Raw genomic sequence first — 26,917 nt, 5'->3', positions numbered from 1 at the left:
GCGAAGGATTCCGGCTGCGCCGCAGCTGCGCGGCGTCGGACGGCCAAGGCCGGCGCACCGTCCTGCATCGATCCCGCACGAACGACGAAGCGCCGGCCGGCTGCGGGCTTCGCGGCCCGCGCCGACCGGCGCTCGGAGTCCTGCGCCGCACGGGCGGCCGTCGATCGGACGGCCGCCGATGCGGGGGGCGGCTACCGCTTGGCGGCGGCCTGCTTCTTCGTCGCCGCCTTCTTCTTGGCGGCGGCCTTCTTCTTGACGACCTTCTTCGCCTTCTTGGCCTTGACCGTGGCGGTGACCTTCTTCGTCTCGGTCTTGCCGTCGGCCGTCACCTTCACGTTGACCGCGACCTTCGCGCGGCGCCCGGCGAGCGCCTTGGCGCCGGCCTTCGTCAGTCTCACGCGGACCTGGAAGCGCTTGCCGGCCTTCGCGTTCTTCGGCGCGATGACCGCGGCCGTGTAGCGCTTCTTGCCGATCTTGACCTTGACCGCCTTCGGCGCCTTGACCGCGCAGTCGACCTTGCAGGTGACGAACCCGACACGCGCGACACGCTTGCGGCCGAGCAGCTGCACCTTGACCTTGGTGACCGTCGCCTGCGGGCCGTTCGGTGGCGGCGGGGGCGGAACCGTCTCCGGCGCGAACGAGATCGGCGCGCTCGTCCACAGCGACTCGACCGTCGGGTTGGTGCGCTCTCTCCAGGTCGAGATGGCGCATTGCGTGACGCGGCAGTCGACCGTCGTCGTGCCCGACGTGAAGGTCGGGTTGATCGTGAGCGAGGTCGTGAAGGAGCCGTCGGCGTTGAGGAGGTCCTCCGGCGTCAGGCCGCCTCTGTGGACCGAGCGCGCGGTGGCGCGGTCCGTGATGACCTGCCCGTCGACGACGGCGGTAAGCGACACGTAGAGCCCCGTCGGGAAGCCGCTGCCTCTGACGGTGATGGTGGAGGCGCCGTCACGGTTGAGGTTGCTCGTCGGCGAGACCTCGGCGACCGGAGTCGGCGGGGTCACCGGGGGTTTCACCGGCGGCGTGACCGGCGGCTCGGTGGGGGCGGCGAAGGCGAGCGGGTGGGTGGCGAGCGTGTTCTCGGGCGTCGGGTTGTCGTGAGCGAGCCACGCGCGGACCGTGCACTCGGTCACGCGGCAGTCGACTTCGGTCTCGCCGTCGACGAATCTGCGGTTGGCGGTCACCGTCGCGTTGAAGGCGCCGGTCGGCATCGCGAATCTCGGGAAGAGTCTCGCGCTCGCGCCGTCCGTGAGGATCGTCTCGCCCACGACCGCGCTGACGGCCACGTAGACGCCGAATCTGGTGCCGATGACGTCGGCGGTGAAGCCGGTGCCTCTGACGGCGAGCTCGTTCGGAGCCGCTGGGTCGAGGTCTGACGCTGGCGTGACTGTGAGCGACGGCGCGGCAGCGGCGGTGGCGGCGCTGGCGCCGAGGGCGCCGGCGGCGAGGAGCGCCGCGACGCCGAGGCGGCGCGCGGTGCGCGGCCGGCCTGCGGTTCCTGAGTTCATGCGCATCCGCGCAAAGCCTCCTGGAGGTTTCGGAGTATCAGGCCGGTAAGGGTAACCTAATTAGGCGTCCCTAAGCTCCGTCGTCGATTCCGGAGGCTCGCGGGTCATCGCGAGGATCGCGTCGGTCGTGATGGCGACGTCCCCGGCGCCGCGCATCCGGCGGACTGCGGTTGCGGCATCTTCATCGCCATGCCCGGGCGTGGCCGGCGCATCGCCTCCGGGGCAGGTCGCGGAGCCGAGTCCCAAGGCGTCTCGCACGGCGTGCAGGATGGCGATCGGGATCGGTCGCGCGACGCGCATGCGGCAAGGATGCCGACCCTCACCGCATGCGCGCGTTGCATGCCGTCCGTTGCGCCCTTCGCTCAGGGCGCGAGGGTCACCGCGAGGGACTTGACCGAGCCCCAGGGGTTCCCCGCGAAGTACTGGCCGGAGAAGAGGATCCCACCCGGCTCGGTGATCGTCGCCGCCATCGACGGGAAGGCGTACGGCGCCTCGCCGGTCGGCTGCTGCGGCGCGAGCTTGAGCAGCTCGATGCGCTTCGCCGGAACGTTCGAGCAGGCCGCTCCTATGACCGTGAAGACCATCCGCGAGCTGTCGCCGTTCAGCTCGATCTCGGGGTCCTTGAAGGTCAGGTCGATGAAGTGGCTCGTCCAGACGAAGCGGATCGAGCCCGTGTACGCGAAGCGGCCCGTGTTCGTGGCCGGGTCGTACCAGCTGCCGGCCGGGTTGAAGGCGAATCTGACCGAGTAGGCGAATCTGGGGCTCTCCGCCGGGTCTCTGTAGCTCTCGGTCGGCTCGGGGTAGCTCTCGACCGGGCCGAGGACCGCGCCGTCGGCAGGGCGGATGCCGTTGTCGGGGGTGTTCATGTAGCGAATCCAGCTGTCGCGTACGTACCACCACATCGGCGCGTCGGCGACGTCCCTGACGGTCGTCGTCGCCGGACGCGCGAGCGGCGCGCTCGCCTCCGGCGCTCTGCCGGAGTCGAAGCCGCCGCACTGCTGCGGAGGCGGCGTCGTGCCGCCGCCGCCCGTGCCGGGATTGGGCGTGCCGCCGCCGGTGCCGGGGGTGTTCGATCTGCCGCTCGTCTTGCCCGTCTTGGCCGCGACCTTCGCGCTGCCGAGCTGGGCGGCGGGGAGGGTGCGGAGGGCGAGGCGGGCGCGCAGGGCCTTGGCGCCGGCCGGGGTGAGGCGGGCGGTCGCGCCGGTGACGCGTGCGGTGCCGGCGGTGGCGTTGAGCGTGACGCGGCGCTGGGGCGCCGCGACGGTGAAGAGCGTGACGCGCTTGGCGCCGACCTTCGCGGAGATCGTCGAGCGCTTCTTCCCGACCTGCGTCCGCCACGCCGTCAGCGTCACGGTGCGGGTGCGCTTGCCGTGCTTGGCGCGGAGCGTCACGGCGCCGCGGTGGGTCAGCCGCGCCGCGTTCTTGTTGACCGTGGCGCCGTGGACGGGCAGCACGATCCGCTTCGCGCCGGCCCGAGCCGGCTTCTTCGCGGAGATCGCGACCTGCTGGCTGCGCAGCGCTCTCGCCGCGGGGCCCTTCAGGGCGATCGTCGTGTTGCCGCTGGGGGCGGCGAGCGCCGGGGCGGCGAGCGTCGCGGTCGCCACGGCGGCGGTCAACGCCGCCGCGCCGAGGCCGCGGGCGCGCCGTCGGGAAGATGTCATCGGGTAAGGCTCCTCGGTGGAGGTCCGGATTCGCTGACGTATTAGGGTACCCTAACGCGCCTCGGCGGGGCGGGCGGCGCCCCAGGCGGGAGGCGCCGCGGGGCCGCGCGGCGCCAGGGCGGGCGGCGCGGAGGAGCGAGGCGCGGCGCGCGAGCCGGCCGGCGGTCAGTCGCGCAGCGCGTAGCTGGAGCGGCCGACGCGGCGCACGCGCTGTTCGAACACGGCCGTGCGCAGGGCGCGGCGGTAGCGACCGGGACCCCAGAAGCGCGCGCCGACGGCGACCGCGAGCTGGCGCCGCTCCAGCGGGCGCTCGCTCTCGCTCAGCGCCGCGACGATCCGCTCGACCTCGACCGGCAGGAAGGGATCGCTGACCGGGACGACCGAGGCGCTCATCGACGGCGCCCACATCGTCCGCGGCGCGCGCACCCGCGGCGGCTCGCGCAGCACGGCGGTGGGCGCGCCCGCCGGCTCCGCTTCGGCGCCCGCGCCCGCCTCGGCGCGCTCGCGCCCACGCTCGCCCGCCGCGGCACCCGCGCGCCCCGCCGCGTGCTCGCCCGCCGCCGCGCCCTCGCCGGTCTCGGCCTCCTCACCCGCTTCCTCCTGGGCGCTCAGCGGTCTCGCGATCGACTCGAGGTCCTGCTGCTCCGCGCGCACGCCGATCGCCGCCTCGACCAGCCCGGCCGCGATCATCAGCGTCGCGCCGACGAAGTAGCCGATCATCACCTGCGACGGGTCTCTCGACTCGGCCAACGCGCCGAACAGCAGCGGCCCGACGATGCCGCCGGCGCCGGTCCCGACCGCGTAGAAGAAGGCGATCGCCATCGCGCGCGTCTCCATCGGGAAGATCTCGCTGACGGTCAGGTAGGCCGAGCTGGCGCCGGCCGAGGCGAAGAAGAGGATCACCGCCCACGCCGCGGTCAGGCCCCACGGGCCGAAGACGCCCTGCTCGAACAGGACGCCCGTGATCGTCAGCAGCACGCCCGAGACGATGTAGGTGCCGGCGATCATCGGTTTGCGGCCGACGACGTCGAACAGCCGGCCGAGGATCAGCGGCCCAAGGAAGCTGCCGAGCGCGAACGGGACGAGGTAGAGGCCGGCCTTCGCGGGGTCGACGCCGAAGTAGATCGTCAGCACCGTCGCGTAGGTGAACGTGATCGCGTTGTAGAGGAACGCCTGCCCGACGAACAGCGAGAAGCCGAGCAGCGCCCGTCTCGGGTAACGCGCGAAGATCGAGTGGACGATCTCGCCGAAGCCGATCGAGCGGCGCTGTCTGACCGTGATCGTGCGGTCGGGCTCCTCCAGCCGCTCGTCGGTCTCCTCGCGCACGTGGCGCTCGATCTCGGAGACGATCTCGTCGGCCTCGTCCTCACGTCCGTGGATGAACAGCCAGCGCGGGCTCTCCGGCACCGTCCGCCGCACGAACAGGATCACCAGCCCGAAGATCGCCGCGAGCCCGAAGGCGAGCCGCCAGCCGAGGTCGGCGGGGAACAGCCCCTCGTTGAGGAAGATCAGCGACAGCGCGCCGCCGGCCGCCGCGCCGAGCCAGTAGGAGCCGTTGACGAGCAGATCGACCGTCCCGCGCACGCGGGCCGGGATCAGCTCGTCGATCGCGGAGTTGATCGCCGCGTACTCGCCGCCGATGCCGGCGCCGGTGAAGAAGCGCCACAGGAAGAACCACCACGTCTCCCACGACAGCGCCGTCATCACCGTCGCGAACAGGTAGAGCGCGAGCGTCCCCAGGAACAGCTTCTTGCGGCCGAGCCGGTCGGTCAGCCAGCCGAAGAAGAGCGAGCCGCTGCACGCGCCCAGCACGTAGACCGAGCCGGCGAGGCCGATCTCGGTGGCGCTCAGCCCGAGCCCGCTCGACTCCTCCTGCAGGCGCGGCCCGAGCGCGCCGATGATCGTCACCTCGAGGCCGTCGAGGATCCAGACCGTCCCCAGTCCCAGCAGCACGAGCCAGTGCCAGCGGGCCCACGGGAGCCGGTCCATCCGCGCCGGCACGTTGGTTTCGATCGTCTTCAGCTCAACGCTCGAATCCGCCATCTCGGACGGGAACGGTTCCCCGGCCGAGACGGCGGCAATCGCGAGCGCGCCGCGTCAGGCGGCGCGCTGGCCGGCGTGGACGCCCTCGGCGAACTCCTCGACGATCTTCGCCGAGAAGGCCGGGATGTCGTCCGGCTTGCGGCTGGAGACCAGGCCCTGGTCGACGACGACCTGCTCGTCGACCCATCTGGCGCCGGCGTTCCGGAGGTCGGTTCTGAGGCTCGGCCACGAGGTGATCGTGCGGCCTCTGACGACGTCGGCCTCGACGAGCGTCCAGGGGCCGTGGCAGATCACGCCGACCGGCTTGTGCTGCTCGAAGAAGCCGCGCACGAACGCGACCGCGTCGGCGTCGGTGCGCAGGTGGTCGGGGTTCGCGACTCCGCCCGGCAGGACGAGGCCGTCGTAGTCGTCGGGCCTCGCATCCGCGACCGCCCGGTCGGCGGTGAATCTGTCGGCCGGGTCGAGATGGTCGAAGCCCTGGAACTCGCCGCTTCTGAGCGAGATCAGCTCGGTCTCCGCGCCCGCCTCTCTGACCGCTCTCAGCGGCTCGGTCAGCTCGATCTGCTCGACGCCGTCGGTCGCCAGGAACGCGATTCTCTTGCCCGTCAGCTCGTTCGCCATCGTGTCGTCGCTCCTTTCGAATCGTTGTCGCGTCCACGTCGCGCTACCCGGCGAGGAGCCGGGCAAACGGGGAGCGGGGGAGGAGCGGAGGCGCGCCCGACGGCGCTCAGCGCGTCTGGGCGGCGGCCGGGTCGTCGACCATGTCGAGCCGCTCGTCGAGGCGCGTCATGCGGAAGATCCGCTGGACCGCCTCCGGCCCGCGCACGACGACGAAGCGGCGCGACTGCTCGCGGGCGCGCGCGTCGGCGGCGACGACGATCCGCAGGCCGGTCGAGTCCATGAAGGCCAGTCTGCGCAGGTCCAGGACGACGATGCCGGGACCGTCGCGCTCGATCCGGTCGAGCTCGCGCTCGACCTGGCCGGCACTGGCGATGTCGAGCTCGCCTTCGAGGGCGAGGCGGACGAGGGTCCCGTCGGTCTCGGTCGTGAGCTCCAGCAGCGTCATCTGGCGAGTGGCACGATAGCGGCTCTCGACGCGGGCGTCATCGCTCGCTCCAGTCGGCCAGCGCCAGCCACGCCTCCGAACGCGTCGGGAACGGCGGCGCCACCTGGGCGATCCGGTCGACCGGCACCTCGCCGACGACGGCGATCGACGCCGCGTGGACGAGCTCGGCGACCGCGGGGCCGACGAAGGTCGCGCCGAGCAGCACGCGACGGCCGCGGTCGACGACGAAGCGGACCGGCTGCTCGACGCCCATGCCGTGCCAGCTGCCGCCGGCGGTCTCGTCGAGCCGGGCGTCGACCGCGACCGCGTCGGCCCCGTCGGCGCGCGCCTGCGCGAGCGTCGGCCCGACCGCCGCGACCTGCGGCTCGCTGAAGATCACACGCGGCGGTGCGCCGAGCTGGCGCAGCGTCGCGTCGGCGCGGCCGGCGAGCGCCGCGGCGACGACCCGCGCCTGCAGCTTGCCCTCGTGCGTCAGCAGCTCGCGGCCGTTGCAGTCGCCGATCGCGAACAGCCAGTCGCGGCCGGGGACGCGCATGTCGTCGCCGACCTCGACCGCTCTGCCCGGCTCCAGCCCGACCGTCTCGAGGCCGAGGTCGCTCGTGCGGGGCCTGCGGCCGGTCGCGACGAGCAGCACCTCGGCGGCGAGCTCGTCGCCGTCGTCGAGCGTCAACACGTCGACCCCGGCGTCGGCGTCGCGCCGAGCGCCGGTCACGGTGGCGCCGAGCCGCAGCTCGACGCCGCGGTCGCGCAGCCCGGCGGCGACCGCCGCGGAGGCGAGCTCCTCCTCGTGCTCGATCAGCCGCTGCGCCTGCTCGACGAGCGTCACGCGCGCGCCGTAGCTCGCCCACGCCTGCGCCATCTCGACGCCGACGACGCCGCCGCCGAGGACGAGCAACCGCGGCGGCACCTGCCGCGCGGTCGTGATCTCGCGGTTGGTCCACGGCGCGAGCTCGCGCAGGCCCGGCAGCGGCGGGACCGCCGCGGCGCTGCCGGTCGCCAGCACGACCGCGCGGCGCGCCTCGAGCGTCGTCACGGTCCCGTCGCGGGCGGTCACGACGACGCGGCGCTCGCCGTCGAGACGGCCCTCGCCGCGCAGCAGCGCGATCCCGTTGCGCTCGACCCACGGCAGCTGGGAGGAGTCGTCGAGCTCGTGGATCACCTCGTCGCGCCGGCGCAGCGCGGCGATCGTCTCGACCTCGGCGTCGCTCACGCCCGCGACGCGCCGCGTCTCCTCCGCGAGCGCGCCGGGACGCAGCAGCGACTTCGACGGCATGCAGGCGTAGTAGGAGCACTCGCCGCCGACCAGCTCCCGCTCGACGAGCGCGGTCGCGAGCCCCTCGGCCGCCAGCTTGCCGGCGCAGACCTCGCCCGCCGGCCCCGCGCCGATCACGATCGCGTCGTAGGCGATGTCCACGCGCTGACCATACCCGCGCGTTCCGGTGCCCAACCTGACACGCCGGCAGCCGTCAGCGGCAGTGCGGTTACTGAACTCCGACCGCTCGGGTACCGCTGGAGCCATGGCGTCAGCGAGGCCTCCGCGCCGTGGCGCGGTGCTGCGGCCGCGGCACGACCGGCCGGCCGCCAACCGTCCCTCTCGCGACCAGCAGCAGGGGACGCGGCGTCTGCTGGAGCGCTACCACATGCGCGGCGACCGCCGGGCGCGCGACGAGCTGATCGAGCGCTTCATGCCGCTCGCGCGGCAGCTGGCGCTGCGCTACTACCACGGCCGCGAGCCGCTGGAGGACCTCGTGCAGGTCGCCGCGGTCGGGCTGGTGAAGGCGGTCGACCGCTTCGAGGTCGCGCGCACCTCCGCGTTCGCCAGCTACGCCGTCCCGGTGATGCTCGGCGAGCTGCGCCGCCACTTCCGCGACAACGGCTGGGCGCTGCACGTGCCGCGCGGGCTGCAGGAGCGGGCGCTCGCCGTCGAGTCCGAGGCCGAGCGGCTCCAGCGCGACAACTCCCGCCCGCCGACGCCGGCGCAGATCGCGGCGGCGCTCGACCTCTCCGTCGAGCAGGTGCTGGAAGCGATCGACGCCGCGCACGCGACCGACACCGTCTCGCTCGACGCGCCCCGCCCGGCCGCCGACGGCGACCGCGACGCGCTCGTCGACGCGATCGGCAGCGAGGATTACCGGCTGGAGCTGGTCGAGTACCGCGAGGCGATCGCCGGGGCGCTCGACGCGCTGCCCGAGCGCGAGCGGCTGATCCTGTGGCTGCGCTTCGCGCGCGACCAGACGCAGAGCGAGATCGCCGCACAGCTCGGCGTCTCGCAGATGCAGGTCTCGCGCCTGCTGCGCCGCACGATCGAGCGGCTGCGCGCGGTCGCAGACGCCTCCGCCCAGCCGTAGCGTCCCGCGCGGCCCGCCCGCTCCCGCCGGCCGGAGGAGTGGCGTTCTCGGGGTGATATGCACCCCCGGAACGCCACTCCTCCGGGGTGGGCGGGGTGGGGGCGGCTGCTCAGAAGCGCAGGAGCGCGGCGATGCCGCCGTGCGGGCCGAGCTCCGGTCGGTCGACCAGCGCGCAGACCTCCGCGCGCTGGACGATCGCGGCGGCGATCGCGTCGTCGAGGATGTTGTCGCGCGCCTGGGCGCTGTCCTCGCCGGACGGGCAGGCGTCGGGGCCGACGCCGAGCCAGCCCGACTGCGGGCAGACGTAGCCGGGGGAGCTGAAGCCGGCCTCGTAGAGCAGCAGCTCGACCCGCCGCTCGCTGAGCGCCTCCAGCACGGCCGGCAGCCCACCGGCGGCCCGCTCGCCCTGCGCGAGCGCCTGCTGGAGCCGCTGCAGGCGGCCCTCCAGCTCGCGCGTCGCGGCCGCGTCGAACAGCGGTCTCGCCGCGGCGACCGCCTGCTCGACGTTGACGTGCTCGACGTCGACGTCGAAGCGGCCGAGCGTCCGCTTGCACACGTAGTCGTGGAGCATCCGCTCGAAGTCGGGCCACAGCTCCGCGCTCGTGCCGACCGCGAGCTGGTCGAACGGCGCGCGGCGGAACTGCTCGAACAGCATCGCGGCGGAGTGCTCGAGGTGCTTGCGGACCTCCTCCTCGATGCTGCGCTCGTAGTTGGCCTGGGAGAGACCGCCCTTGTCGTGCTGGCTGGGGACCGCGTCGGCGACGGCCGCGACCTCGTGCATGCCGCCGTCCGGTCCGTCGGCGAGCAGCCGCAGCGTGCGGCGGCTGAGCAGCGCGACGCAGCGCCGCGTGCGGCTGCGGCCGACGAGCGGGTCGAGCCACGGCGTGTCGTTGAGGACGACCGTCTGCGGCACCGCGTCAGGCAGTCGCAGCACCTCGAACAGGTCGCTCGGCTGCGACGCGAAGACAGCGAGCGCGTGGGCTCCCTTCGTCGAGTCGCCGTCCCGCAGCGCGCCGCGCACGCGCTCGAGGTCCTGCTTCAGCGCGCAGCGGGCGTCGTGGTCGAGCTCGGCGGCGCGGATCCGGCGCTCGGCCGCGTCGACCAGCGACGAGACCTGCGCCGCGCGGGCCGGCTGCGTGCCGAACGACGCGGGATCGAGATCCATGTAGACGCTGAGCACCTTGTGGCCGTTTCGCGGTCGGAGCTCGGCGAGCCGGCGCAACCGTTCCCGGTCGAGGTCGTTGACCTGCACGGATGTCCTCCTCTGATCACCTTCTTCCCCGTCAGTACCTGCTCCCGGCGGGCGGGAAACCCGAGATGGACTCACTTCTGCGGCCGTCTCCGCGGGCGCCGTCTGGGCGGTGGATCGCTCGACCGCTCCTCCCACAGCTCCATGATCTCCGACAGCTCGAAGTCGAGCCCGCGCGCCAGCTTCATCAGCACCTTGAAGGTGGGGTTGATCTCGCCGCGCTCGATCGCGCCGACGTAGTTGCGGTGCAGCCCGCTGCGGAAGCCGAGCAGCTCCTGCGATAGACCGCGCCGGATCCGCAGCTCCTTGACCGTCCGACCCAGCCGCTCATGTTCGCTCGATTGGATGACAGCGCCCATGGCCGAGAAAGCTTTCAGGCCGCGAGCGCATGGTCTACAGCCGCTTCTGGTTGAAAAGAACAGCGCTGTATGTGAATTGACGCCCCGTTCTGCCGGCGTCCGGTAATTCAACAACACAGAGGTGTTGCGGTGGAGGTGGGGGGAAGCGTGGGCGGAGGGCCCGGAGCGAGCGAGGCGCGGAGCGGGCGGCGCGGTGCAGGAAGGCGAGGGGCGCGGCGCGAGCGCGGGCCGCTACGCGGCGTCGGCGAGCGCGGCGAGCTCGGCGCGGGTCGCCAGCAGTGCGAGCGCCTCGCGCTCGATCGCCCGCACCTGGGCCGTCCCGAGCGCGAGCCGCTGGCCGATCTGCGCGTGCGGCAGCGGGGTGCGGTCGGCGGCGAGGCCGAAGCGCAGCTTGATCACGTCGCGCTCGGGCGAGGGGAGGCCGTCGATCGTCCGCCGCACGGTCTCGCGCCTCAACCGCGTCTCGACCTGCTCCTCGACGGCCGGCTCGTCGCTCGCGAGCAGCTCGCCGAGCGACGTGTCGCTGTCGGCCGCGACGAGCTGGTCGAGGCTGGTCGCGGCGCGCGCGGCGGCGCGCAGCTCGGTGACCTGGTCGACCGGCAGCGCGGCGGCCTCGGCGATCTCCTCGGCGGTCGGCTGGCGGCCGAGCCGCGCCTCCAGCCGGCGCGCGGCGGCGAGGACCTTGCGCTCGCGCTGGGCGACGTTGACCGGCAGCCGGATGGTGCGGCCGTGGGTCGCCATGCCGCGCTGGATCGCCTGCCGGATCCACAGCGTCGCGTAGGTCGAGAAGCGGAAGCCCTTGCGCCAGTCGAACTTCTCCGCCGCGCGGATCAGCCCGACGACGCCCTCCTGCACGAGGTCGAGCAGCGTCAGCTCGCTCACGCCCTGGAAGCGGCGGGCGATCGACACGACCAGCCGCAGGTTGTGGTTGACGAGCTGCTCCTTGGCGGCGAGGTCGCCGCGCTCGATCCGCCGCGACAGCGCCAGCTCCTGCGCGGGCGTCAGCAGCGGGTAGCGGCTGGCCCGGCGCAGGAACAGCTGCAGGGCGTCGACCGTGTCGTCGGCGGCTGGCTGCTCCGCCGGGGCCTGGCTCGGTTCGCGTGCCATCTCCCGCGCATCTACCCGCGCGCCGCGCCGGCCATGCGGAGGGCTACGCGGCCGGCGGCTCCTGCGGCGCGGGCGCCGGCTCCTGCGGCAGCGGCGGATCGGGCGCGGGCTCGGGGCGCACTCTCCCTCTGCGAGCCGGGACCCTGATCTTGCGCGCGTCGTAGCGGAACTGGATCTTCTTCGGCCCGCGCGGCTGCTGGCAGAGCACGAACGCGTCCTTCGGCCGCGGCGCCATCCCGACCCGGTAGGTGCAGATGTACCGTCTCACCCTGCACAGCGTGTTGCGGAAGGCGCAGGCGGCTCTGCGCGCGTTGGAGCGGGCGTGCAGGGTCGCGATCCGACGCGCCTCCGGGCAGCGGACGGCCTCGCCCTCGACTCTGTAGACGGCCGTTCTCCCGATCGCGCCGCAGCGCACGTCGACGGCATGGGCCGTGCCGGCCGCGAACGCCGGCACCGACGCCATGGCGAGCACCACGACCGCACTCCTCCACAGACGCATCACTTCCTCCCCTGGAAGCTGACGGTGACGGACGGCATCTTCGCAGCTCGCGTCGCCTGCGGTGACGGTCACGGTGAGCGGCGCCCCGGCCGGGCGCCGCGGGCGGCCGGGGCGACGCTCAGGCGGCGGGGCGCTCGTCCCACGCCTGCTGCAGCGCCTGCAGGTAGGCGTCGGCCGGCTGCGCGCCGGAGAGGCCGTAGCGGCCGTCGAGCACGAGGAAGGGGACGCCGCGGATCCCGTACCGCTGCGCCTGCGCCTCGTCGGCGCGGACGGCGTCGGCGAAGGCGTCGCCGGCGAGCGCCGCGGCGGCGGCGTCGCGTTCGAGGCCGGCCTCGGCGGCGGCGTCGAGCAGCGCCTCGCGGTCGCCGATCGGGAGGCCCTCGCCGAAGTAGCCGCGCAGCAACCGCTCCGTGACCGGTCCGGCGAGCCCCTCGGACGTGGCGAGGTGGATCAGGCGGTGGGCGTCGAAGCTGTTGCCCTGTCTGGCGATCTCGAAGTCGAAGGCGATGCCGTCGGCGCGGCCGAGCTCGGTCATCTGCGCCAGTCTCGCGCGCGCCTCCTCGACGGTTCCGCCGTACTTGGCGGCGAGCATCTCCGCGTGGCTGCCCTCGCGGACGGCCGGGGCGGAGGGGTCGAGCTCGAAGCTGCGCAGCGTCAGCGTCACCTCGTCGCGGGCGTCGAACCGCTCCAGCGCGGCGTCGAGCCGCCGCTTGCCGACGTAGCACCAGGGGCAGACGACGTCCATCCAGAGTTCGAGTTGCATCTAACTCACTATAGAGCGGCAGGAGGGGCGCGGTGGGGGCGAGCGGCGCGGTGGGGCGAGCGGCGCGGCGGGCGCGGCACCGCCCGCGCTCAGCCCGCCGACTCGTAGCGCGCGAGCAGCACGAGCGCGTCGTCCTCGCCGCGGCGGTGGCGGTGCAGCAGGCCGTCGGCGAGCGGGCCGAGCGCGCCGCGCACGCGCAGGCCGTCGGCGACGGTCCGGTCGACGCCGTCGGTGCTCAGCAGCAGCGCGTCGCCGGGCGCCAGCGGCAGCGCGATCGGGACGAGCTGCGGGGGCAGCTGCGCGCCGACGACGCCGGCCAGCTGCAGCGCCGCCGCGCGCGGGCCGACGCCGCCCTCCGGCAGCACGACGCCGGCGACGTTGCCGATCGCGAGCCAGGTGAGCGTCCCCGCCTCGGCGTCGATGCGGGCGACCGTCAGCGCGGCGCCGCGCGTCTCGCCGAGCGCCTCGTGGCAGCGCTCGACCAGCTGGGAGAGCGGCTCGTCGGGATGGTCGACGAGGATCGCGGCGGCCAGCTCGGCGGCGGCCGCGGCGGCCTCGCCGTGGCCGAGGCCGTCGATCGCGCCGAGCAGGACCCCGCGCGAGCACCGCAGCGCGACCGCGACGTCGCCGTTGCGCGGCTCGCCGGGGGCCGAGCCGCTCGCGGAGGCGACGGTGACGCGCGGGTGGAGCGGTGCGGAGAAGTCGGCCGTCAGGTGCTCACCCACTTCGTCATCGTCACCGTCGTCCCGACGCCCGGCTGGGAGACGATCTCGAACTCGTCCATCAGGCGGCGCGCGCCCGGCAGGCCGAGCCCCAGCCCGCCGCCGGTCGTGTAGCCGTCCTGGAGCGCACGCTCGACGTCGGCGATCCCCGGGCCGGCGTCGCGCGCCACGACCTCGAGCCCGTGTGCGCCGTTCAGCTCGACCGGCCGCACGACGATCTCGCCGCTGCCGGCGTACGCCGTTATGTTGCGGGCGATCTCGGAGATCGCCGTCGCGACCAGCGTCAGGTCGGTCGTGCCCAGCCCGAGCGCCTCCGCGAGCCGCCGGCCGGCCTGCCGCGCCGCGACGACGTCCGCGTCGGAGGCGATCTCGACGCGCACCTCAGCCGCCGCCGCCACCGCGCTCGGCCTCCCCGCCGAGGGACTCGAGCAGGGCGAGGCCCTCCTCGAGGTCGAGGGCAGTGTGGACGTCCTCCATCGAGATCCCGAGCTGGACCATCGCGAAGGCGACCTCGGGCTGGATCCCGACGATGACGGTCTCGGCGCCGCGCAGCCGCGTCATGTGCGCGATCCCTCTGAGCGAGCGCGAGACGAACGAATCCATCACGTCGAGCGCGGTCACGTCGACGACGACCCCGCGCGAGCGCGAGCGGCCGATCTGCGCCATCAGCTCGTCCTGCAGCCGCAGCATGTCGGTGTCGGTCAACGCCGTCTGGATCGAGGCGATCAGGACCTTGCCCTGCTTGAGGATCGGAACCGACATCAGGTGTGCCGCGCCGCGTCCTCCGAACGGACCGTCACCTCGTAGCCGAGCAGCCGCTCGGCCTCCTCGATGCCGCCCTGGAGGTCGCCGACCGCGTTGACCTTCGAGAGGTCGACGCCGATCGTCACGAGCGTCTGCGCGATCTCGGCCGAGAGGCCGGTGATGATGACGCTGGCGCCCATCAGCCGCGACGCCTCGACCGTCTGGACGATGTGGTTGGCGACCGTCTGGTCGATCGTCGGCACGCCGGTGATGTCGATCACGACGACCTTCGCGCGGTTGGTGCGGATCCCGCGCAGCAGCTGCTCGGTCAGCTGCCGCGCCCGCTGCGAGTCGATCGCGCCGATGATCGGCAGGATCAGCAGCCGCTCGCGCACCTGCAGGACCGGCGTGGAGAGGTCGCGGATCGCCTCCTGCTGCTGGCGGATGATCCGCTCGCGCTCCTGCACGAACGAGACGCCGACCGTGTTCGCGATGCGGTTGGCGGCCGGCTCGTAGGCGTCGAGCACGCGGTTGAGCAGGTCGAAGTCGGACTGGTACTTCTCGAACAGCGAGCGGGCGAGCACGTCGCGCAGCAGCAGCACGATGCCGAGCACCTCGTCGGTCTCGACGCCGCGCGGGATGATCCGCTCGGAGAGGTTGCGGGCGTAGTCCTGCAGCGCCTCGACCGAGCCGGTCTCGAGCACCTCGATGTAGTTGTCGTAGACGGAGGTCGCCTCGGCGAAGATCTCCTCCGCGGTCATCGCCGTCAGCAGCTGCGCGTCGGTGATCCGCCGCGCCCACGTCTCGCGCAGCTGCGTGCGGTTGCGCCGCAGGTGCGCGACCAGCTCACGCAGCAGCGACGCGTTCGACTCGCCGGTCGGTCCCTCCGACGGGACGACCACCGGTCGCGCCCGTCTCCGCGTCGCTCTCCTGCGTTCTGCCATTGCCACTCCAGGTCTCGTAGGGCCGCCGCGGTCGATCTTCCCCCGTCAGGCGGGAATCCTCACGGCGACGACCGCGATGTCGTCGCGCGGCGGCCCGCCGGAGGCGTTGAGCACGGCATCCTCGACCCGCTCGACCGTCTTCGCGGCCGAGAGGCCGCCGATCTCGCTCAGCAGCGCTCGCAGCTGCTCGACGCCGAAGACCTCGCGGCCGCGGCGGCGGACCTCGGTGACGCCGTCGGTGTAGAGCAGCAGCAGATCGCCCGGGGCGAGCAGCAGCGAGTCGGCGTGCAGCTCCGGGTCGGGCACGACGCCGAGCACGGTCGAGTGGGTGCCGACCGTCTCGACCGCGCCGCCGGCGCGGCGCACGAGCGGCAGCGGGTGGCCGGCGGTGACGAAGTCGACGCGCGCGCCGCCGCCCGCGAGCAGGTGCAGCTGGCCGAACAGCGCCGTGCAGAAGCGGTGGTCGGAGCGCTGGTCGAGGATCGCCTCGTTGAGCATCGCCATCACGCGCTCGGGCCGCCGCTCCCACAGGGCGGCGGCGCGCAGCGTGTAGCGCACCAGCGCGGTCAGCGCGGCGGCGTGCGGACCCTTGCCGCAGACGTCGCCGATCGCCAGGCCCCACGCCGTCCCGTTCGTGCGGAAGACGTCGTAGAAGTCGCCGCCGACGACCATCCCGTCGCCGGCCGGCGAATAGCGCGCGTCGACGTCGAGCCCCTCGATCCGCGGCAGCTGCTGGGGCAGCAGGCTCGCCTGCAGCGTCTCGGCGATCTCGCGCTCGAGCCCGTAGATCTGGGCGTTGCCGATCGCGGCCGAGGCGACCTGCGCCAGCTGGACGAGGATCGCCTCGGCGCCGGCGTCGTCCTCGTCGACGCCGAAGACCTCGATCTCGCCGACGACGAGGCCGCGGCGGCCGGTGAGGCTGGCGCGCAGCGCGCCGGCGGCCCGCTCGCCCTCCGGGGGCGCCTCGCCGGAGGTCGCCGTCAGCGTGCGCCGCGGGTGCATCCCCGGCAGCTCGAGGTGGGCGCGGGCCGAGCGGCCGCCGAGCACGTTGCGCGCCTCGGCCGTGACCAGCTCGATCACGTCGGCGACCGGCAGCGCGGCGTTGAGCGCGACCGAGACCTCGGCGACGGTCTGCAGCTGGCGCGCGTGCTCGTGCTCCAGCCGCGCGACCTCCTGCACCTCCAGGTAGCCGCGATGGGCGATCTCGAAGGTCGCCAGGCTCTCGCGCAGAAAGTCGGCGGCACGCTCCGCGAGCTGGGCCCGGCGGGCCGGGTCGCGCTCGGGCACGACCCCCTCGGCGACGGCGTCGCGGTGGGCCTCGGCCAGCTCCAGCAGGCTGAGGCGGCCGCCGACCGCGTCGCGGCTCAACTCGTAGGCGGGGGCGACGTCGACGTCGTCGCCGGAGGCGAGGTAGACCAGGAAGGCGCGGCGGTAGCGCGCGGCGAAGTCGCCGTCGGCGGCCGCTCTGCCGTCATGTGTCCGTCCGGGCGCGCCGTTCACGTCCGCAAGGATATGCCGCCGGGCGGCAGCCGCGCCAGGCGCGCGACCGCGGGACGTCCGCGTCAGAGGTCGTCGATCTCACACCACACGCAGGTGCGGCCCGGGCCGCGCTCGACGCCCCAGCGGTCGGTCAGCTGCGCGACGATCGGAAGGCCCCAGCCGGAGCGCTGCACGCCGTCGCCGCGGTCGATCTCCTCGACCCTGCCCCCGCGGGCGCGCGAGTCGACGACCTCGATGCGGGTGGTGTCGTCGCGCCGGCGGATGGTGAGCGCGACGCGGTCGCGGCGATCGCAGGAGCCGTGACGGACGGCGTTCGTGACGAGCTCGGAGATCACGAGCAGGACCGAGTCGCGCCGGTCCGAGGGCCACGTGCCGAGCGCGGCGGCGGCGGCGTGGCGGGCGCGGGTCGGCGCGTCGGCGTCGGCGTCGAGCGCGATCGCGACTCCGCCCGGCGACCTGCCGTCCGCCATCGCGCGCGCCCCCGCACCGCTCCCGCTCACCCCCTGGCATGTGGGGAAGAGATGGGCGTCTGAGTGCATGACTGACGTGACCGCTACCCGGAACGGCGCGAGCGTCAACCGCCGCAGGTCATCTGGCATCCCCCAGTGCGATCCCGGGTAGGTGTCCGCCCGATGACAAGCCTCGGCAGCACCCCATCCTTCGACGTCGCCGTCGACCGCCGCGACGGCCGCCTCGTCGCGGCGCCCAGCGGCGAGCTCGACCTCGCCACGGCGCCGCTGCTGATCGCGGCGCTGCGAGCCCACGACGACTGCGACCAGCTCGTGATCGACCTGCGCGGGCTGAGCTTCATGGACTCCTCCGGCTTGCGCCTGCTCGTCTCCGAGCACGATCGCGCCGAGCGCGGCGGCTACGAGCTGGCGCTCGTGCGCGGCGGGCCGGAGGTCGACCGGCTGCTGCGGCTGACGCGCCTCGACGAGACGCTGCCGTTCGTCGACGCCGACGCGATCGCCGGCCTCGACTGACGCCTCAACGCGGCGCGTGGCGGCGCACCGCCACGACCGCGAGGTCGTCGCGGAAGCCGTCGGGGCCGGCGGCGAGCTCGTGGACGAGCGCGTCGATCGTCGCGCCCGGCGGCGCGTCGCCGGTCGCGCCGAGCGCCGCGCCGAGCTGGTCGGGCGTCGTCTGGCGCGGGGCGCGCGCCTCGGTCAGCCCGTCGGTGTAGAGCAGCAGCAGGTCGTCGGCGCCGAGCGCGGCGGTGCGCTGGTGGAGGTCTGGGTCGCGGAAGACGCCGAGCAGCGTCACCGGCTCGCCGACCGGCTCGACGCGGCCCGCGCGCCCGTCGCCGTCGGCGCGGCGCACGAGCGGCGGCGGGTGGCCGCCGAGCGCGACCGTCGCCTGCGCGCGGTCGCGCGACAGCTCGAGCTCGACGAGCGCGACGGTGCAGAAGCGGCCGGTCGGCGCGCGGCAGATCGCGCGGTTGACCTCGTGCAGGATCCGCGCCGGCTCGGACTCGTAGCGCGCGACCGCGTGGACGGTGTGGCGCACGAGCGCGGTCAGCGCGGCGGCGTCGGCGCCCTTGCCGCAGACGTCGCCGATCGTCAGCAGCCAGCGGTCGTCGCCGTGCCGGAAGACGTCGTAGAAGTCGCCGCCGACCGTCATCCCGTCGGTCGCGGGGACGTAGCGGGTCGCGACCTCCGCGCCGGGGATCCGCGGCGAGGTCTCGGCGAGCAGGCCGCGCTGGAGCGCGTCGGCGAGGTCGCGCTCGTGCGCGAGCGCCCGCGACAGCCCGCGCCGCTCGCGCTCGTGCGCGCTGGCGTCGACGAACAGGCAGAGGACCCCGCGGATCTCGTCGGCGCGGTCGCGCACCGGGGAGTAGCTGACGTCGAGCCAGATGCTGCCCTCGCACGCCGCCGGGTCGTCGGAGGGCAGCGGGCGCCGCTCCTGCACGATCGTCTCGCCGCTGCGCAGCACGCGGCGGAGGACCTCCTCGCTCGCCTCGAGCGTCTGCGGGAAGGCCTCGGCGACCGTCAGCCCGACGAGCCGGTCGCCGCCGGGCAGCAGCGCGCGGGCGCGCTCGTTGGCGAAGCGGTAGCGGTGCTCCTCGCCCCACAGCAGCACGATCCCGACCGGCGCGTGGGCGAGCACGTCCGCGAGCAGGTCCCGGTCGTGGCCGATCAGCTCCAGCGCATCGTGCAGGCTCGCGTCCATCGCTCCCTTCCAGTCGTCGCGCGTTGCGCCGGCCCCGCCTCGCGCCCGGTGGGGGCGGCTGCGATACGGGCCGGCTCGAGCGCCGCGGGCTGCTCGGCGAGCGCTGAGAGCGGGCGTCGTGTCGCTCGTTGACCTACCCTCGCGGCCGACCCGGCAGTCGCGCGCCGGCAAGCTGGCGCATACTGGTTCGGATGCGCGCCGGGCTCGTCTGGCGGATGCCGCCGCAGCTGCTGTTCGTGACCGGCGCCCTGACGCAGTACGTCGGCGCCGGCCTCGCCGTGCTGCTGTTCGCGCGCGTGCCGGTGATCGGCGTCGCGTGGCTGCGCATCGCCGCCGCGGCGGTCGTGATGGCGCTGTGGGCGCGGCCGTGGCGGCTGGCCCCGGGCGAGCGCTGGTCGGCGGCCCGGCTGCGGCTGGTCGCCGCGTTCGGGCTGGCGCTGGCGGGCATGAACGTCTGCTTCTACCTCGCGATCGACCTGCTCCCGCTCGGCACCGCGGTCGCGCTCGAGTTCGCCGGTCCCGTCGCCGTGACGGCGCTCGGCTCGCGCACCCGCCGCGACGCCGTCGCGCTCGCGACCGCGGCCGCCGGGGTGCTGCTGCTCGCCGACGTCCACATCGCCGGCAGCCCGGGCGGGGTGGCGCTGGCGCTCGCCGCCGGCGCGCTGTGGGCCGGGTACGTCGTGCTCGGCCATCGCGTCGCCGCCGACCCGGCGCTCGGGCGCTCGCGCGCCGGGCTGGCGGCCGCGATGGTCGTCGGGGCGGTCGCGGTGGCGCCGTTCGCGGCGCCCGATGCGGCCGGCGCGCTGCTGTCGCCGCCGCTGCTGCTCGCCTGCGTCGGCGTCGGGCTGGCGTCGAGCGTCGTCCCGTACGCGCTCGACCAGGTCGCGATGGCGCGCCTCCCGCGCGCCCGCTTCGCGCTGCTGCTCGCGCTGCTGCCGGCGACCGCGGCGCTCGCCGGGCTGGTCGTGCTGCAGCAGGTGCCGAGCGTCGCGGAGAGCGCCGGGATCATGCTCGTCGTCTGCGCGACCGCGCTCGGCAGCCATGCCGAGCCGGAGGCCGCGACGACCGCCTGACGAGCGCGTACGCTGTCGCGCCGATGGCGGTGCTGGAACGAGAGGAGGAGCTCGCGCTGCTGGACGCCGCGGCCGCGGCGGCGGCGCGCGCCGAGGGCTCGGTCGCGCTGATCGAGGGGCCGGCCGGGATCGGCAAGACGGCGCTGCTGCGGGCGGCCCGCGCCGCCGCCCGCGAGCGGGGGCTGACGGTCCTGGGAGGGGTCGCCTCGGCGCTCGACCGCGACTTCCCGTTCGGCCTCGTCCACCAGCTGCTCGACCCGCTGCTCGCGGCCGCCGGCCCCGACCGGCGCGCGCGCCTGCTCGCGGGCGCCGCCGCGCAGGCCGAGCCGGTGCTGCGGCCGCAGGGCGCGTTCTGCACGGCCTCTACTGGCTGATCGCCAACCTCGCCGAGGAGGAGCCGCTGGCGCTGCTCGTCGACGACCTCCACTGGGCCGACCCCTCCTCGCTGCGGCTGCTGGAGTTCCTCGGCCGGCGGCTGCAGGGGCTGCCGGTGCTGGTCGTCGGCGCGGCGCGCAGCGGCGAGCCGGGCGCCGAGCGCGAGCTGCTCGCCGCGCTCGGCGGCGGGCCGGCCGCGCGCCTCCTGCGCCCGGCGCCGCTCAGCGCCGCCGCCGCCGAGCGGCTGCTCGCGGGCAGCCTCGGCAGCGAGCCGGCGGCGCCGTTCGTCGACGCCTCGCTCGGCGCGACCGGCGGCAACCCGCTGCTGCTGCGCGAGCTCGGCCGCGCGGCCGTCGAGCAGGGGCTGAGGGGCGGCGCCGACGAGGCGGAGCGGATCGCCGCGATCGGCTCGGCCGACCTCGTCGCGGTCGTCGAGCGGCGGCTGGCGGCGCTCGGCCCCGACGCCGTCGCGGTCGCGCGGGCGGCGGCGGTGCTCGGCGAGCGGGCGACGCGCGACGACCTCGCGGCGCTCGCGCGGCTGGAGCCGGCGGCGGCGACCGCGGCCGCCGACCGGCTGGCGCGCGCCACGGTGCTCGAGCCGGGCGGCTGGACCTTCGTCCACCCGCTCGTGCGCGAGGCGGCGCAGGCCGGCATCCCGCCGGGCGAGCGGGCCGATCTGCACGGCCGCGCCGCCGACCGGCTCGCCGCCCGCGGCGCGCGCCTGCAGGAGGTGGCGGCCCATCTGCTCGCCGCCGAGCCGCGCGGCGCGCGGGAGACCGTCGCGACGCTGCGCGCGGCCGCGGCGGCGGCCGCCGCCGAGGGTGCGCCGGCGACCGCGGTCGCGCATCTGCGGCGGGCGCTGCGCGAGCCGCCGGCCGAGGCCGAGCGGGCGGCGCTGCTGCTGGAGCTGGGGGAGCTGGAGGTGACGGTCGGCGACCCGGCCGGGACCGCGCGGCTCGGCGCGGCGATCGACGCCGGGCTCGACGGCGACGGGAGCGCCCGTGCCCGCGGCGCCCGCGCCCGCATGCTGCTCTTCTCCGACCTGCACGGCGCGATCGCGGACCTGGAGACGGCGGTCTCCTCGGCAAGCGACGGCGAGCTCAGACTGCAGCTGGAGGCGTCGCTGCTCGACGCGACCGCCTACGACGCCTCGCTGCGGGCGCGGCGCGAGCGGCTGCTGTCGGCGCCGGGCGAGCCGTCGCCGGTGCGGCTCGCGCACCGGCTGGTCGAGAGCGCCTACCGCTGCGAGCCGATCGAGCGGACCGAGCAGCTCGCGCACCGGGTCGTCACGACGCGCGCGCTGCTCGACGCGGTTGGTCCGAACAGCACGTACAACCTGGCCGTCGTGGCGCTGCGCCACGCCGAGCTGCGCGACCTCGCCGACGCGGCGCTCGGCGAGGGGGAGCGCGAGGCGCGCCGCACCGGCTCGCGGCTGGGGCTCGTGATGATCGAGCACGCGCGCGCCTTCTGGCACCTGACCTTCGGCTCCCTGACCGCCGGCGAGGGCTACGCGCGCTCGGGCCTGGAGGTGATGCGCGAGCTGTCGCTCGGCCTGCCGGTGACCTCGATGGAGACCGTCCTGTCGGAGCTGCTGCGCGAGCGCGGCGAGCTGGAGGAGGCCGCGGCGCGGCTGGAGGCGGTCACGCTGCCGCCCGGCGCCGAGCGCACGATCGTCTACCCGGACTTCCTGTCGGCGCGCGCGATGGTGCGCTGGGCGCGCGGCGGCCGCGAGGCGGCCGAGGCCGACCTGCGCGAGGCGCGCCGGGCGCTGCGCGACGGCGGCTGGCGCGCGCCGCTGAAGTCGATGGCGCCGCTGCGGCTGATCCACCTGCTCGCCGAGCGCGGCGAGCGGGAGGAGGCGCTCGCGCTCGCCGGCGAGGAGCTGGCGGTCGTCGAGCGGATCGGGACCCCCGGCGCGCTCGGCCTGGTCCGTCACGCGCGGGCGCGGGCGCTCGGCGGGGAGGAGGGGATCGCCGAGCTGCGCGAGGCGGTCGCGCTGCTGGAGCGCAGCCCGCTGCTGCTGCAGACGGCGTGGGCGCGACACGACCTCGGCGCGGAACTGCGCCGCGCCCGCCGCCGCGCCGAGGCGCGCGAGCCGCTGCGCGCCGCCCTCGACCTCGGCCGCCGGATCGGCGCGACGCGGCTCGCGGACGCGGCGCGCGACGAGCTGCTGGCCGCGGGCGCGCGGCCGCGCCGCGAGGCGCTCAGCGGCGTGGAGGCGCTGACGCCGAGCGAGCGGCGGGTCGCCGAGCTGGCGGCGCGGGGGATGACCAACCGCGAGATCGCCGAGACGCTGTGGGTGACGCGCAAGACGGTCGAGCTCCACCTCGGCCACGCCTACGCGAAGCTCGGGATCCGCTCCCGCGCCCAGCTCGCCGACGCCCTCGCCCCCGGCCCCGCAGCGCCCGCCCCCGCCGCGTAGCCCGCGCTCGCCGCATAGCCCGCCCCGCGCCCGCAGACCTTTGTCATCCAGCCGTCTCTCAGCGACGGCTGGATGACAAAGGTCCGCGGCGGGGTGGGGTGGTGTACGTTATGGGAGACAGATGTACGCGATGGTGGAGGGGCTCGTGACGCGCGAATGGGATGCCGGGAGCTATCACCGGGTATCGACGCCGCACCAGGACTGGGGGAGAGCGGTGCTCGAGCGGCTCGAGCTGGACGGCGGCGAGACGGTCCTCGACCTCGGCTGCGGGACCGGGCGCATCACGCGCGCGCTGCTGGAGCGGCTGCCCGACGGTCGCGTGATCGCCGTCGACGGCTCGGCGGCGATGGTCGCGGCGGCACGCGAGAACCTGCCGGCCGAGCGGGCGACGGTCGTCCACTCCGACCTGCTCGCACTCGATCTGGCGGGGCTGCCCGGCATCCCGGCCGATGCCGCGATCTCGACCGCGACCTTCCACTGGATCGCCGACCACGACGCGCTCTTCGCGCGCGTGCGCGACCAGCTGCGCCCCGGCGCCCAGTTCGTCGCGCAGTGCGGCGGCGCCGGCAACCTCGCGCGCGTCCGCCCGGCGATCGACCGCGTCGCGGCCGGGCCGGCGTTCGCCGACGTCTTCGCCGGCTGGCGCGGCCCGTGGCACTACGCGACCGCCGAGGAGACGGCGGCGAAGCTCGAGCGGGCCGGCTTCGAGGTCGCCGACTGCTGGCTGCAGCCGTGGCCGGTGACGGTCGCCGACCCGCGCACCTTCTACGCGACCGTGATCCTTGGCGCCCACCTCGACCGCCTGCCGGCCGCGCGCCGCGACGGCTTCGTCGACGCCGTGCTGGAGGTCGTCCCCGACGAGCTCGACTACGTGCGCCTGAACTGGGTCGCGCGCCGGCGCTGAGCGGCGTGCGGGGCGGGCGCGGCACGCGCCGGCGCTGAGCACGCTGCGGGGCGGGCGCGGCACGCGCGCGCATGGCGCCCCTCAGTCGATCCGCTCGACGCCGGGCGCCTCCTCCTCGCCGGCGATCAGGTCGAGTACGGCGCGGCGGACGCGCTCGTCGATCGGCCGCAGCTCGGCCGGCTCGTCGGGATCGGGCTCGGCCGGCGCGGCGAGCGCTTCGGCGATCGTCAGCCCGCTGTCGAAGCGGTCGATCACGCGCGGGTCGACGTAGCTTCTGCGGGCGACCGCCGGCGTGTTGCCGAGGAAGGCCGCGACCTCTCTGACCGCCGCGGTCACGATCCGTCTGCGCGACGCTCTGGAGCCGGCCTGCTCGGCGCGCACGGCGAGCGTCACCGCCATCAGCGCGGTCGCGTTCCAGGTGCGGAAGTCCTTCGCGCTGAAGTCGCCGCCGGCCGCCTCCTTGAGATAGCCGTTGACGTCGTCGGCCTTCACGTCGACCCAGCGGCCGCGCTGCTTGTAGGCGAGCAGCTCCGGGCCGCCGCCGCGCCGGCGCTTCAGCGCCCGCACGATCTCGCCGGCGTCGCCGTCGAGCACCTGCTGGATCCGGCGCATGCCGTGCTTGGCGGCGTAGTCGAAGACGAGCACCTCGCCGTCGATCCGCACGTGGCGTCTCAGCAGCGTCGTCAGCCCGTAGGTCTCGTTCTGCTGCGCGTAGTCGTCGCTGCCGATGCGGAAGAAGCCGACGTCGAGCAGCCGGACGGCGCAGGCGAGCACCCGCACGCGGTCGATCCCGTCGCCGCGCAGGTCGTCGCGGACGCGGCGGCGCAGCGCCGGCAGGGCGCGGGCGAAGGCGACCATCGCGTCGAACTTGGCCGCGTCGCGCCGTCTGCGCCAGGCGTCGTGGTAGCGGTACTGCTTGCGCCCGGCGGCGTCGACGCCCGTCGCCTGGATGTGGCCGAGCGGGTCGGTGCAGATCCAGACGTCGGTCCACGCCGGCGGGATCGCGAGCGCGCGGATGCGGTCGATCGTCGCCTCGTCGGAGATCGGCTCCCCGTCGCTGCCGACGTAGCGGAAGCCGCGGCCGCGGCGCAGGCGGGTGATGCCGGGAGAGCTGCAGTCGACGCGGCGCGTGCGGGTCATCGCCTGCGACCGTTCCCGCGCGTGCGGTGCTTCACGCGGCGGGCGGCGCACTGTACAACTGGCCCGTGGACCTGCTGCGGCCCGTGCGCGCGTTCGACCGCCTCCAGCGCCGTGTGCCGGCGCTGGGGTTCCCGCTCGCGGTCGTCAAGAAGTTCTCCGACGACCAGGCCGGCCACCTCGCGGCGCTGATCGCCTACTACGGCTTCTTCTCGATCTTCCCGCTGCTGCTCGTGCTCGTGACCGTGCTCGGCTTCGTGCTGGAGGGCAACCAGGGCTGGTACGACGCGATCGTCGACTCGGCGCTGGCGCAGTTCCCGGTGATCGGCGAGGACATCTCGATCGGCGCACTGCGCGGCGACAGAGCCGCACTCGTGATCGGCATCGTCGCGGCGGTGTGGGCCGGGCTCGGGGTGACGGTCGCGGCCCAGCGCGCGATGGACGAGGTGTGGGACGTGCCCCACCGCGAGCGGCGCAACTTCATCGGGCGGCGCGGTCGCGGCCTGGTCGTGCTGCTCTCGCTCGGCAGCCTCAACCTCGCGATCACGGTCGCGGTCGGCCTGATCGTCAGCGGCCTCGGCGACGTCGGCGTGAAGGCGTCGGGCTTCGCGCTGACGCTCGTGCTCGACATCGTGCTCTTCTGGGCGAGCTTCCGGCTGCTGACGACGCGCGAGATCCCGCTCAGGGACCTGTGGCTCGGGATCGTGCTGGCGGCGGTCGGCTGGGCAGCGCTGCAGACGCTCGGCGGCGTCTACGTCGACCGCGTCGTCGCGCGCGCCAGCTCCACCTACGGCTTCTTCGCGATCGTCATCGGCCTGCTGTCATGGCTCTACCTTGGCGGGCAGATCCTCCTCTACGCCGCCGAGGCGAACGTCGTGCGCGTGCGGAGACTGTGGCCGCGCGGGCTGTTCGACCCCTCGACGGCCGCCGACGTGCAGGCGATGCGCGCGCTCGCGCGCGTCGCGGAGCGCACCGAGGGCGCGCACGTCGAGATCACGTTCTCGCCCAAGGACGGCGCGCCCCGGAGCGGGGCGCGCGACGACCAGGGGTGAGGGGCGCAGGCGTCAATACGCCGGGCCGCGGCTGCCGCGCCAGCCGGTCAGGAAGAGCACGATCGCGACGATTCCGAGCACGAACAGGAGCGGGTTGACGATCACGCCGCCGCCGATGGCGATGACGAGCAGCACGATGCCGAGGATGAGCCACAGCATGGACGAGTCCTCCTCTGTCGGTCCGCCGCGAGATCCCCTCGATCGCGGCCGGTAACGGGGTGTGCCGAAAGCCGTACCCGGCCCTCCCGCGGAGCATTCGGCCGTTGTCTGGACGGCGCTCCGCGCCTCAGATCAGCCGCTCGCGCCGCAGCCACGCCTCGGTCCGGCGCATCCCCTCCGCGAGCGTCACGCGCGGCGCGTAGCCGAGCTGGGCGCGCGCCTTCGCGATCGAGTAGCCGCCGCGGCGGGCGAAGTAGCGCATCGAGACCGGGTTGACCTCCGACTCGATCCCGCGCACGCGGTTGACCGCCGCGGCGCCGTGGGCGACCGCCATCGCGACCGGCGTCGGGAGCAGCAGCGGGCCGCGGCGGCCGGCCCAGCGGCAGTGGTGGGCGAAGAAGTCGCGCGTCGAGACGGTCATGCCGCCCGCGAGCGTCAGCACCTGGCCGCCGGCGGCCGGCGCGGCGGCGGCGAGCACGATCCCGTCGAGCAGGTCGTCGACGTAGACCGGCGAGAAGCGGCCGCGGCCCATCGCCGGCAGCGCGAACCGTCGCGCGCGGATCAGCTCCAGCGGCAGCAGCACCCACGGCCGCGAGCCCGGTCCGTAGACGTCGCCGGGCCGCACGATCGTGCACGACAGCTCGCCGCCGGCATGCGCCTGCAGCACGACGTGCTCGCTGGCGATCTTCGTGTCGACGTAGGCGGCGCCGTCGGGGCGGACGGGGTGGCGCTCGTCGACGTCCGGCGGGAAGTCGAGGTCGGAGAAGGCACGGATCGAGGAGAGGTGGACGAACCGCCGCGCGCTGCCGCGCACCGCGGCGTCGAGGACGTGGCGGGTGCCGAGCACGTTGACCCGCCACGAGGCGGCGTGGCCGAGCGCGTTGGAGACGACGGCGGCGGTGTGGACGACCAGCTCGCAGCCGGCCGCGTGCTGCTGCCACGGCCCCGGCGCGGCGACGTCGCCGGCGACGATCCCGCGCGCGGGATCGGCGTCGCGGTCGACGCCGCGCACCTCGGCGCCGGCCGCGCGGTAGCGGTCGGCGATCGCACGGCCGATGAAGCCGCGTGCGCCGGTCACGAAGACCCGGCGCGGGACGGGACGCTCCTCCATGCACG

General features: G+C 74.9%; 27 protein-coding genes and 1 pseudogene. 7 read left to right on the top strand and 21 right to left on the bottom strand.

The window, feature by feature from the left end:
- Positions 1-191: 191 nt before the first annotated feature.
- The 6 genes from BDZ31_RS15840 to BDZ31_RS15815 all read right to left on the bottom strand — a co-directional run bounded on the left by BDZ31_RS15840 (position 192) and on the right by BDZ31_RS15815 (position 7,689).
- Positions 192-1,505 (bottom strand): hypothetical protein, encoded by a 1,314-nt coding sequence (locus tag BDZ31_RS15840; protein ID WP_183343310.1) that lies wholly within the window; start codon positions 1,503-1,505, stop codon positions 192-194.
- A gap of 362 nt (positions 1,506-1,867) precedes the next feature.
- A complete protein-coding gene (locus BDZ31_RS15835) occupies positions 1,868-3,166 on the bottom strand; it encodes an HtaA domain-containing protein (protein WP_183343309.1) in 1,299 nt (432 codons plus the stop codon).
- A gap of 165 nt (positions 3,167-3,331) precedes the next feature.
- The gene (locus BDZ31_RS15830) at positions 3,332-5,209 is read right to left on the bottom strand and encodes an MFS transporter (protein WP_183343308.1); all 1,878 of its coding nucleotides are present in this window, start codon (positions 5,207-5,209) and stop codon (positions 3,332-3,334) included.
- A gap of 54 nt (positions 5,210-5,263) precedes the next feature.
- Positions 5,264-5,830, bottom strand: a complete 567-nt coding sequence (locus BDZ31_RS15825; RefSeq protein ID WP_183343307.1) for a type 1 glutamine amidotransferase domain-containing protein — start codon at positions 5,828-5,830, stop codon at positions 5,264-5,266.
- Between the two features lie 106 nt (positions 5,831-5,936).
- Positions 5,937-6,275 (bottom strand): STAS domain-containing protein, encoded by a 339-nt coding sequence (locus BDZ31_RS15820; protein WP_183343306.1) that lies wholly within the window; start codon positions 6,273-6,275, stop codon positions 5,937-5,939.
- A gap of 37 nt (positions 6,276-6,312) precedes the next feature.
- The gene (locus BDZ31_RS15815) at positions 6,313-7,689 is read right to left on the bottom strand and encodes a dihydrolipoyl dehydrogenase family protein (protein ID WP_343075604.1); all 1,377 of its coding nucleotides are present in this window, start codon (positions 7,687-7,689) and stop codon (positions 6,313-6,315) included.
- 103 nt (positions 7,690-7,792) lie between these two features.
- Between BDZ31_RS15815 and BDZ31_RS15810 the strand changes: the two genes are divergently transcribed.
- Positions 7,793-8,623 (top strand): SigB/SigF/SigG family RNA polymerase sigma factor, encoded by an 831-nt coding sequence (locus tag BDZ31_RS15810; protein WP_183343304.1) that lies wholly within the window; start codon positions 7,793-7,795, stop codon positions 8,621-8,623.
- A gap of 109 nt (positions 8,624-8,732) precedes the next feature.
- Here BDZ31_RS15810 and BDZ31_RS15805 read toward each other — a convergent pair whose 3' ends face one another.
- The 11 genes from BDZ31_RS15805 to BDZ31_RS15755 all read right to left on the bottom strand — a co-directional run bounded on the left by BDZ31_RS15805 (position 8,733) and on the right by BDZ31_RS15755 (position 16,980).
- Complete coding sequence (locus BDZ31_RS15805) at positions 8,733-9,875, bottom strand: baeRF10 domain-containing protein (RefSeq protein ID WP_183343303.1); 1,143 nt, start codon at positions 9,873-9,875, stop codon at positions 8,733-8,735.
- 71 nt (positions 9,876-9,946) lie between these two features.
- Positions 9,947-10,231: a helix-turn-helix domain-containing protein gene (locus BDZ31_RS15800; protein ID WP_183343302.1), complete on the bottom strand. Its 285-nt coding sequence runs from the start codon at positions 10,229-10,231 to the stop codon at positions 9,947-9,949.
- Positions 10,232-10,462: 231 nt separating this feature from the next.
- Positions 10,463-11,338 carry a sigma-70 family RNA polymerase sigma factor gene (locus BDZ31_RS15795; RefSeq protein WP_183343301.1) on the bottom strand — a complete coding sequence of 292 codons (876 nt, stop codon included), beginning with the start codon at positions 11,336-11,338 and terminating at the stop codon, positions 10,463-10,465.
- A gap of 43 nt (positions 11,339-11,381) precedes the next feature.
- Positions 11,382-11,813: a hypothetical protein gene (locus BDZ31_RS15790; protein WP_183343300.1), complete on the bottom strand. Its 432-nt coding sequence runs from the start codon at positions 11,811-11,813 to the stop codon at positions 11,382-11,384.
- 142 nt (positions 11,814-11,955) lie between these two features.
- On the bottom strand, positions 11,956-12,600 hold the full coding sequence (locus BDZ31_RS15785) for a DsbA family oxidoreductase (protein ID WP_183343299.1): 645 nt from the start codon (positions 12,598-12,600) through the stop codon (positions 11,956-11,958).
- 89 nt (positions 12,601-12,689) lie between these two features.
- A complete protein-coding gene (locus BDZ31_RS15780; RefSeq protein ID WP_183343298.1) occupies positions 12,690-13,325 on the bottom strand; it encodes a SpoIIE family protein phosphatase in 636 nt (211 codons plus the stop codon).
- Complete coding sequence (locus BDZ31_RS15775) at positions 13,310-13,720, bottom strand: ATP-binding protein (protein WP_183343297.1); 411 nt, start codon at positions 13,718-13,720, stop codon at positions 13,310-13,312. The genes BDZ31_RS15780 and BDZ31_RS15775 overlap by 16 nt, the downstream gene beginning before the upstream one ends.
- Positions 13,704-14,084: an STAS domain-containing protein gene (locus tag BDZ31_RS15770; protein WP_183343296.1), complete on the bottom strand. Its 381-nt coding sequence runs from the start codon at positions 14,082-14,084 to the stop codon at positions 13,704-13,706. The genes BDZ31_RS15775 and BDZ31_RS15770 overlap by 17 nt, the downstream gene beginning before the upstream one ends.
- Positions 14,084-15,010 carry an STAS domain-containing protein gene (locus BDZ31_RS15765; protein WP_221243103.1) on the bottom strand — a complete coding sequence of 309 codons (927 nt, stop codon included), beginning with the start codon at positions 15,008-15,010 and terminating at the stop codon, positions 14,084-14,086. The genes BDZ31_RS15770 and BDZ31_RS15765 overlap by 1 nt, the downstream gene beginning before the upstream one ends.
- Before the next feature lie 45 nt (positions 15,011-15,055).
- Positions 15,056-16,510: a SpoIIE family protein phosphatase gene (locus tag BDZ31_RS26055; protein ID WP_183343295.1), complete on the bottom strand. Its 1,455-nt coding sequence runs from the start codon at positions 16,508-16,510 to the stop codon at positions 15,056-15,058.
- 62 nt (positions 16,511-16,572) lie between these two features.
- The gene (locus BDZ31_RS15755; protein ID WP_183343294.1) at positions 16,573-16,980 is read right to left on the bottom strand and encodes an ATP-binding protein; all 408 of its coding nucleotides are present in this window, start codon (positions 16,978-16,980) and stop codon (positions 16,573-16,575) included.
- Positions 16,981-17,142: 162 nt separating this feature from the next.
- Here BDZ31_RS15755 and BDZ31_RS15750 point away from each other — a divergent pair, with 162 nt between their 5' ends.
- Positions 17,143-17,493, top strand: a complete 351-nt coding sequence (locus BDZ31_RS15750; protein WP_183343293.1) for an STAS domain-containing protein — start codon at positions 17,143-17,145, stop codon at positions 17,491-17,493.
- A gap of 4 nt (positions 17,494-17,497) precedes the next feature.
- Here the strand turns inward: BDZ31_RS15750 and BDZ31_RS15745 are convergent, their stop codons facing one another.
- A complete protein-coding gene (locus tag BDZ31_RS15745; RefSeq protein WP_183343292.1) occupies positions 17,498-18,679 on the bottom strand; it encodes a PP2C family protein-serine/threonine phosphatase in 1,182 nt (393 codons plus the stop codon).
- 191 nt (positions 18,680-18,870) lie between these two features.
- Here BDZ31_RS15745 and BDZ31_RS15740 point away from each other — a divergent pair, with 191 nt between their 5' ends.
- The 4 genes and pseudogenes from BDZ31_RS15740 to BDZ31_RS15730 all read left to right on the top strand — a co-directional run bounded on the left by BDZ31_RS15740 (position 18,871) and on the right by BDZ31_RS15730 (position 23,453).
- Positions 18,871-19,752 carry an EamA family transporter gene (locus BDZ31_RS15740; RefSeq protein WP_183343291.1) on the top strand — a complete coding sequence of 294 codons (882 nt, stop codon included), beginning with the start codon at positions 18,871-18,873 and terminating at the stop codon, positions 19,750-19,752.
- Between the two features lie 23 nt (positions 19,753-19,775).
- Positions 19,776-20,194, top strand: a pseudogene (locus BDZ31_RS24565) (AAA family ATPase); the annotation flags it as partial.
- Positions 20,195-20,242: 48 nt separating this feature from the next.
- A complete protein-coding gene (locus tag BDZ31_RS25070) occupies positions 20,243-22,549 on the top strand; it encodes a LuxR C-terminal-related transcriptional regulator (RefSeq protein ID WP_343075602.1) in 2,307 nt (768 codons plus the stop codon).
- A 121-nt stretch (positions 22,550-22,670) separates the two neighbouring features.
- Positions 22,671-23,453: a class I SAM-dependent methyltransferase gene (locus BDZ31_RS15730; RefSeq protein WP_246345258.1), complete on the top strand. Its 783-nt coding sequence runs from the start codon at positions 22,671-22,673 to the stop codon at positions 23,451-23,453.
- A gap of 81 nt (positions 23,454-23,534) precedes the next feature.
- Here the strand turns inward: BDZ31_RS15730 and BDZ31_RS15725 are convergent, their stop codons facing one another.
- On the bottom strand, positions 23,535-24,593 hold the full coding sequence (locus BDZ31_RS15725; RefSeq protein WP_183343289.1) for a DNA topoisomerase IB: 1,059 nt from the start codon (positions 24,591-24,593) through the stop codon (positions 23,535-23,537).
- A gap of 65 nt (positions 24,594-24,658) precedes the next feature.
- Here BDZ31_RS15725 and BDZ31_RS15720 point away from each other — a divergent pair, with 65 nt between their 5' ends.
- Positions 24,659-25,642 (top strand): YhjD/YihY/BrkB family envelope integrity protein, encoded by a 984-nt coding sequence (locus BDZ31_RS15720; protein ID WP_183343288.1) that lies wholly within the window; start codon positions 24,659-24,661, stop codon positions 25,640-25,642.
- 12 nt (positions 25,643-25,654) lie between these two features.
- Here BDZ31_RS15720 and BDZ31_RS15715 read toward each other — a convergent pair whose 3' ends face one another.
- Positions 25,655-25,801 carry a hypothetical protein gene (locus tag BDZ31_RS15715; RefSeq protein WP_183343287.1) on the bottom strand — a complete coding sequence of 49 codons (147 nt, stop codon included), beginning with the start codon at positions 25,799-25,801 and terminating at the stop codon, positions 25,655-25,657.
- Positions 25,802-25,928: 127 nt separating this feature from the next.
- The gene (locus BDZ31_RS15710) at positions 25,929-26,912 is read right to left on the bottom strand and encodes an NAD-dependent epimerase/dehydratase family protein (RefSeq protein WP_183343286.1); all 984 of its coding nucleotides are present in this window, start codon (positions 26,910-26,912) and stop codon (positions 25,929-25,931) included.
- Positions 26,913-26,917: the final 5 nt, after the last annotated feature.

The organism is Conexibacter arvalis (assembly GCF_014199525.1).
GTDB lineage: Bacteria > Actinomycetota > Thermoleophilia > Solirubrobacterales > Solirubrobacteraceae > Conexibacter > Conexibacter arvalis.
This window is presented reverse-complemented; position numbering and strand designations above follow the sequence as displayed.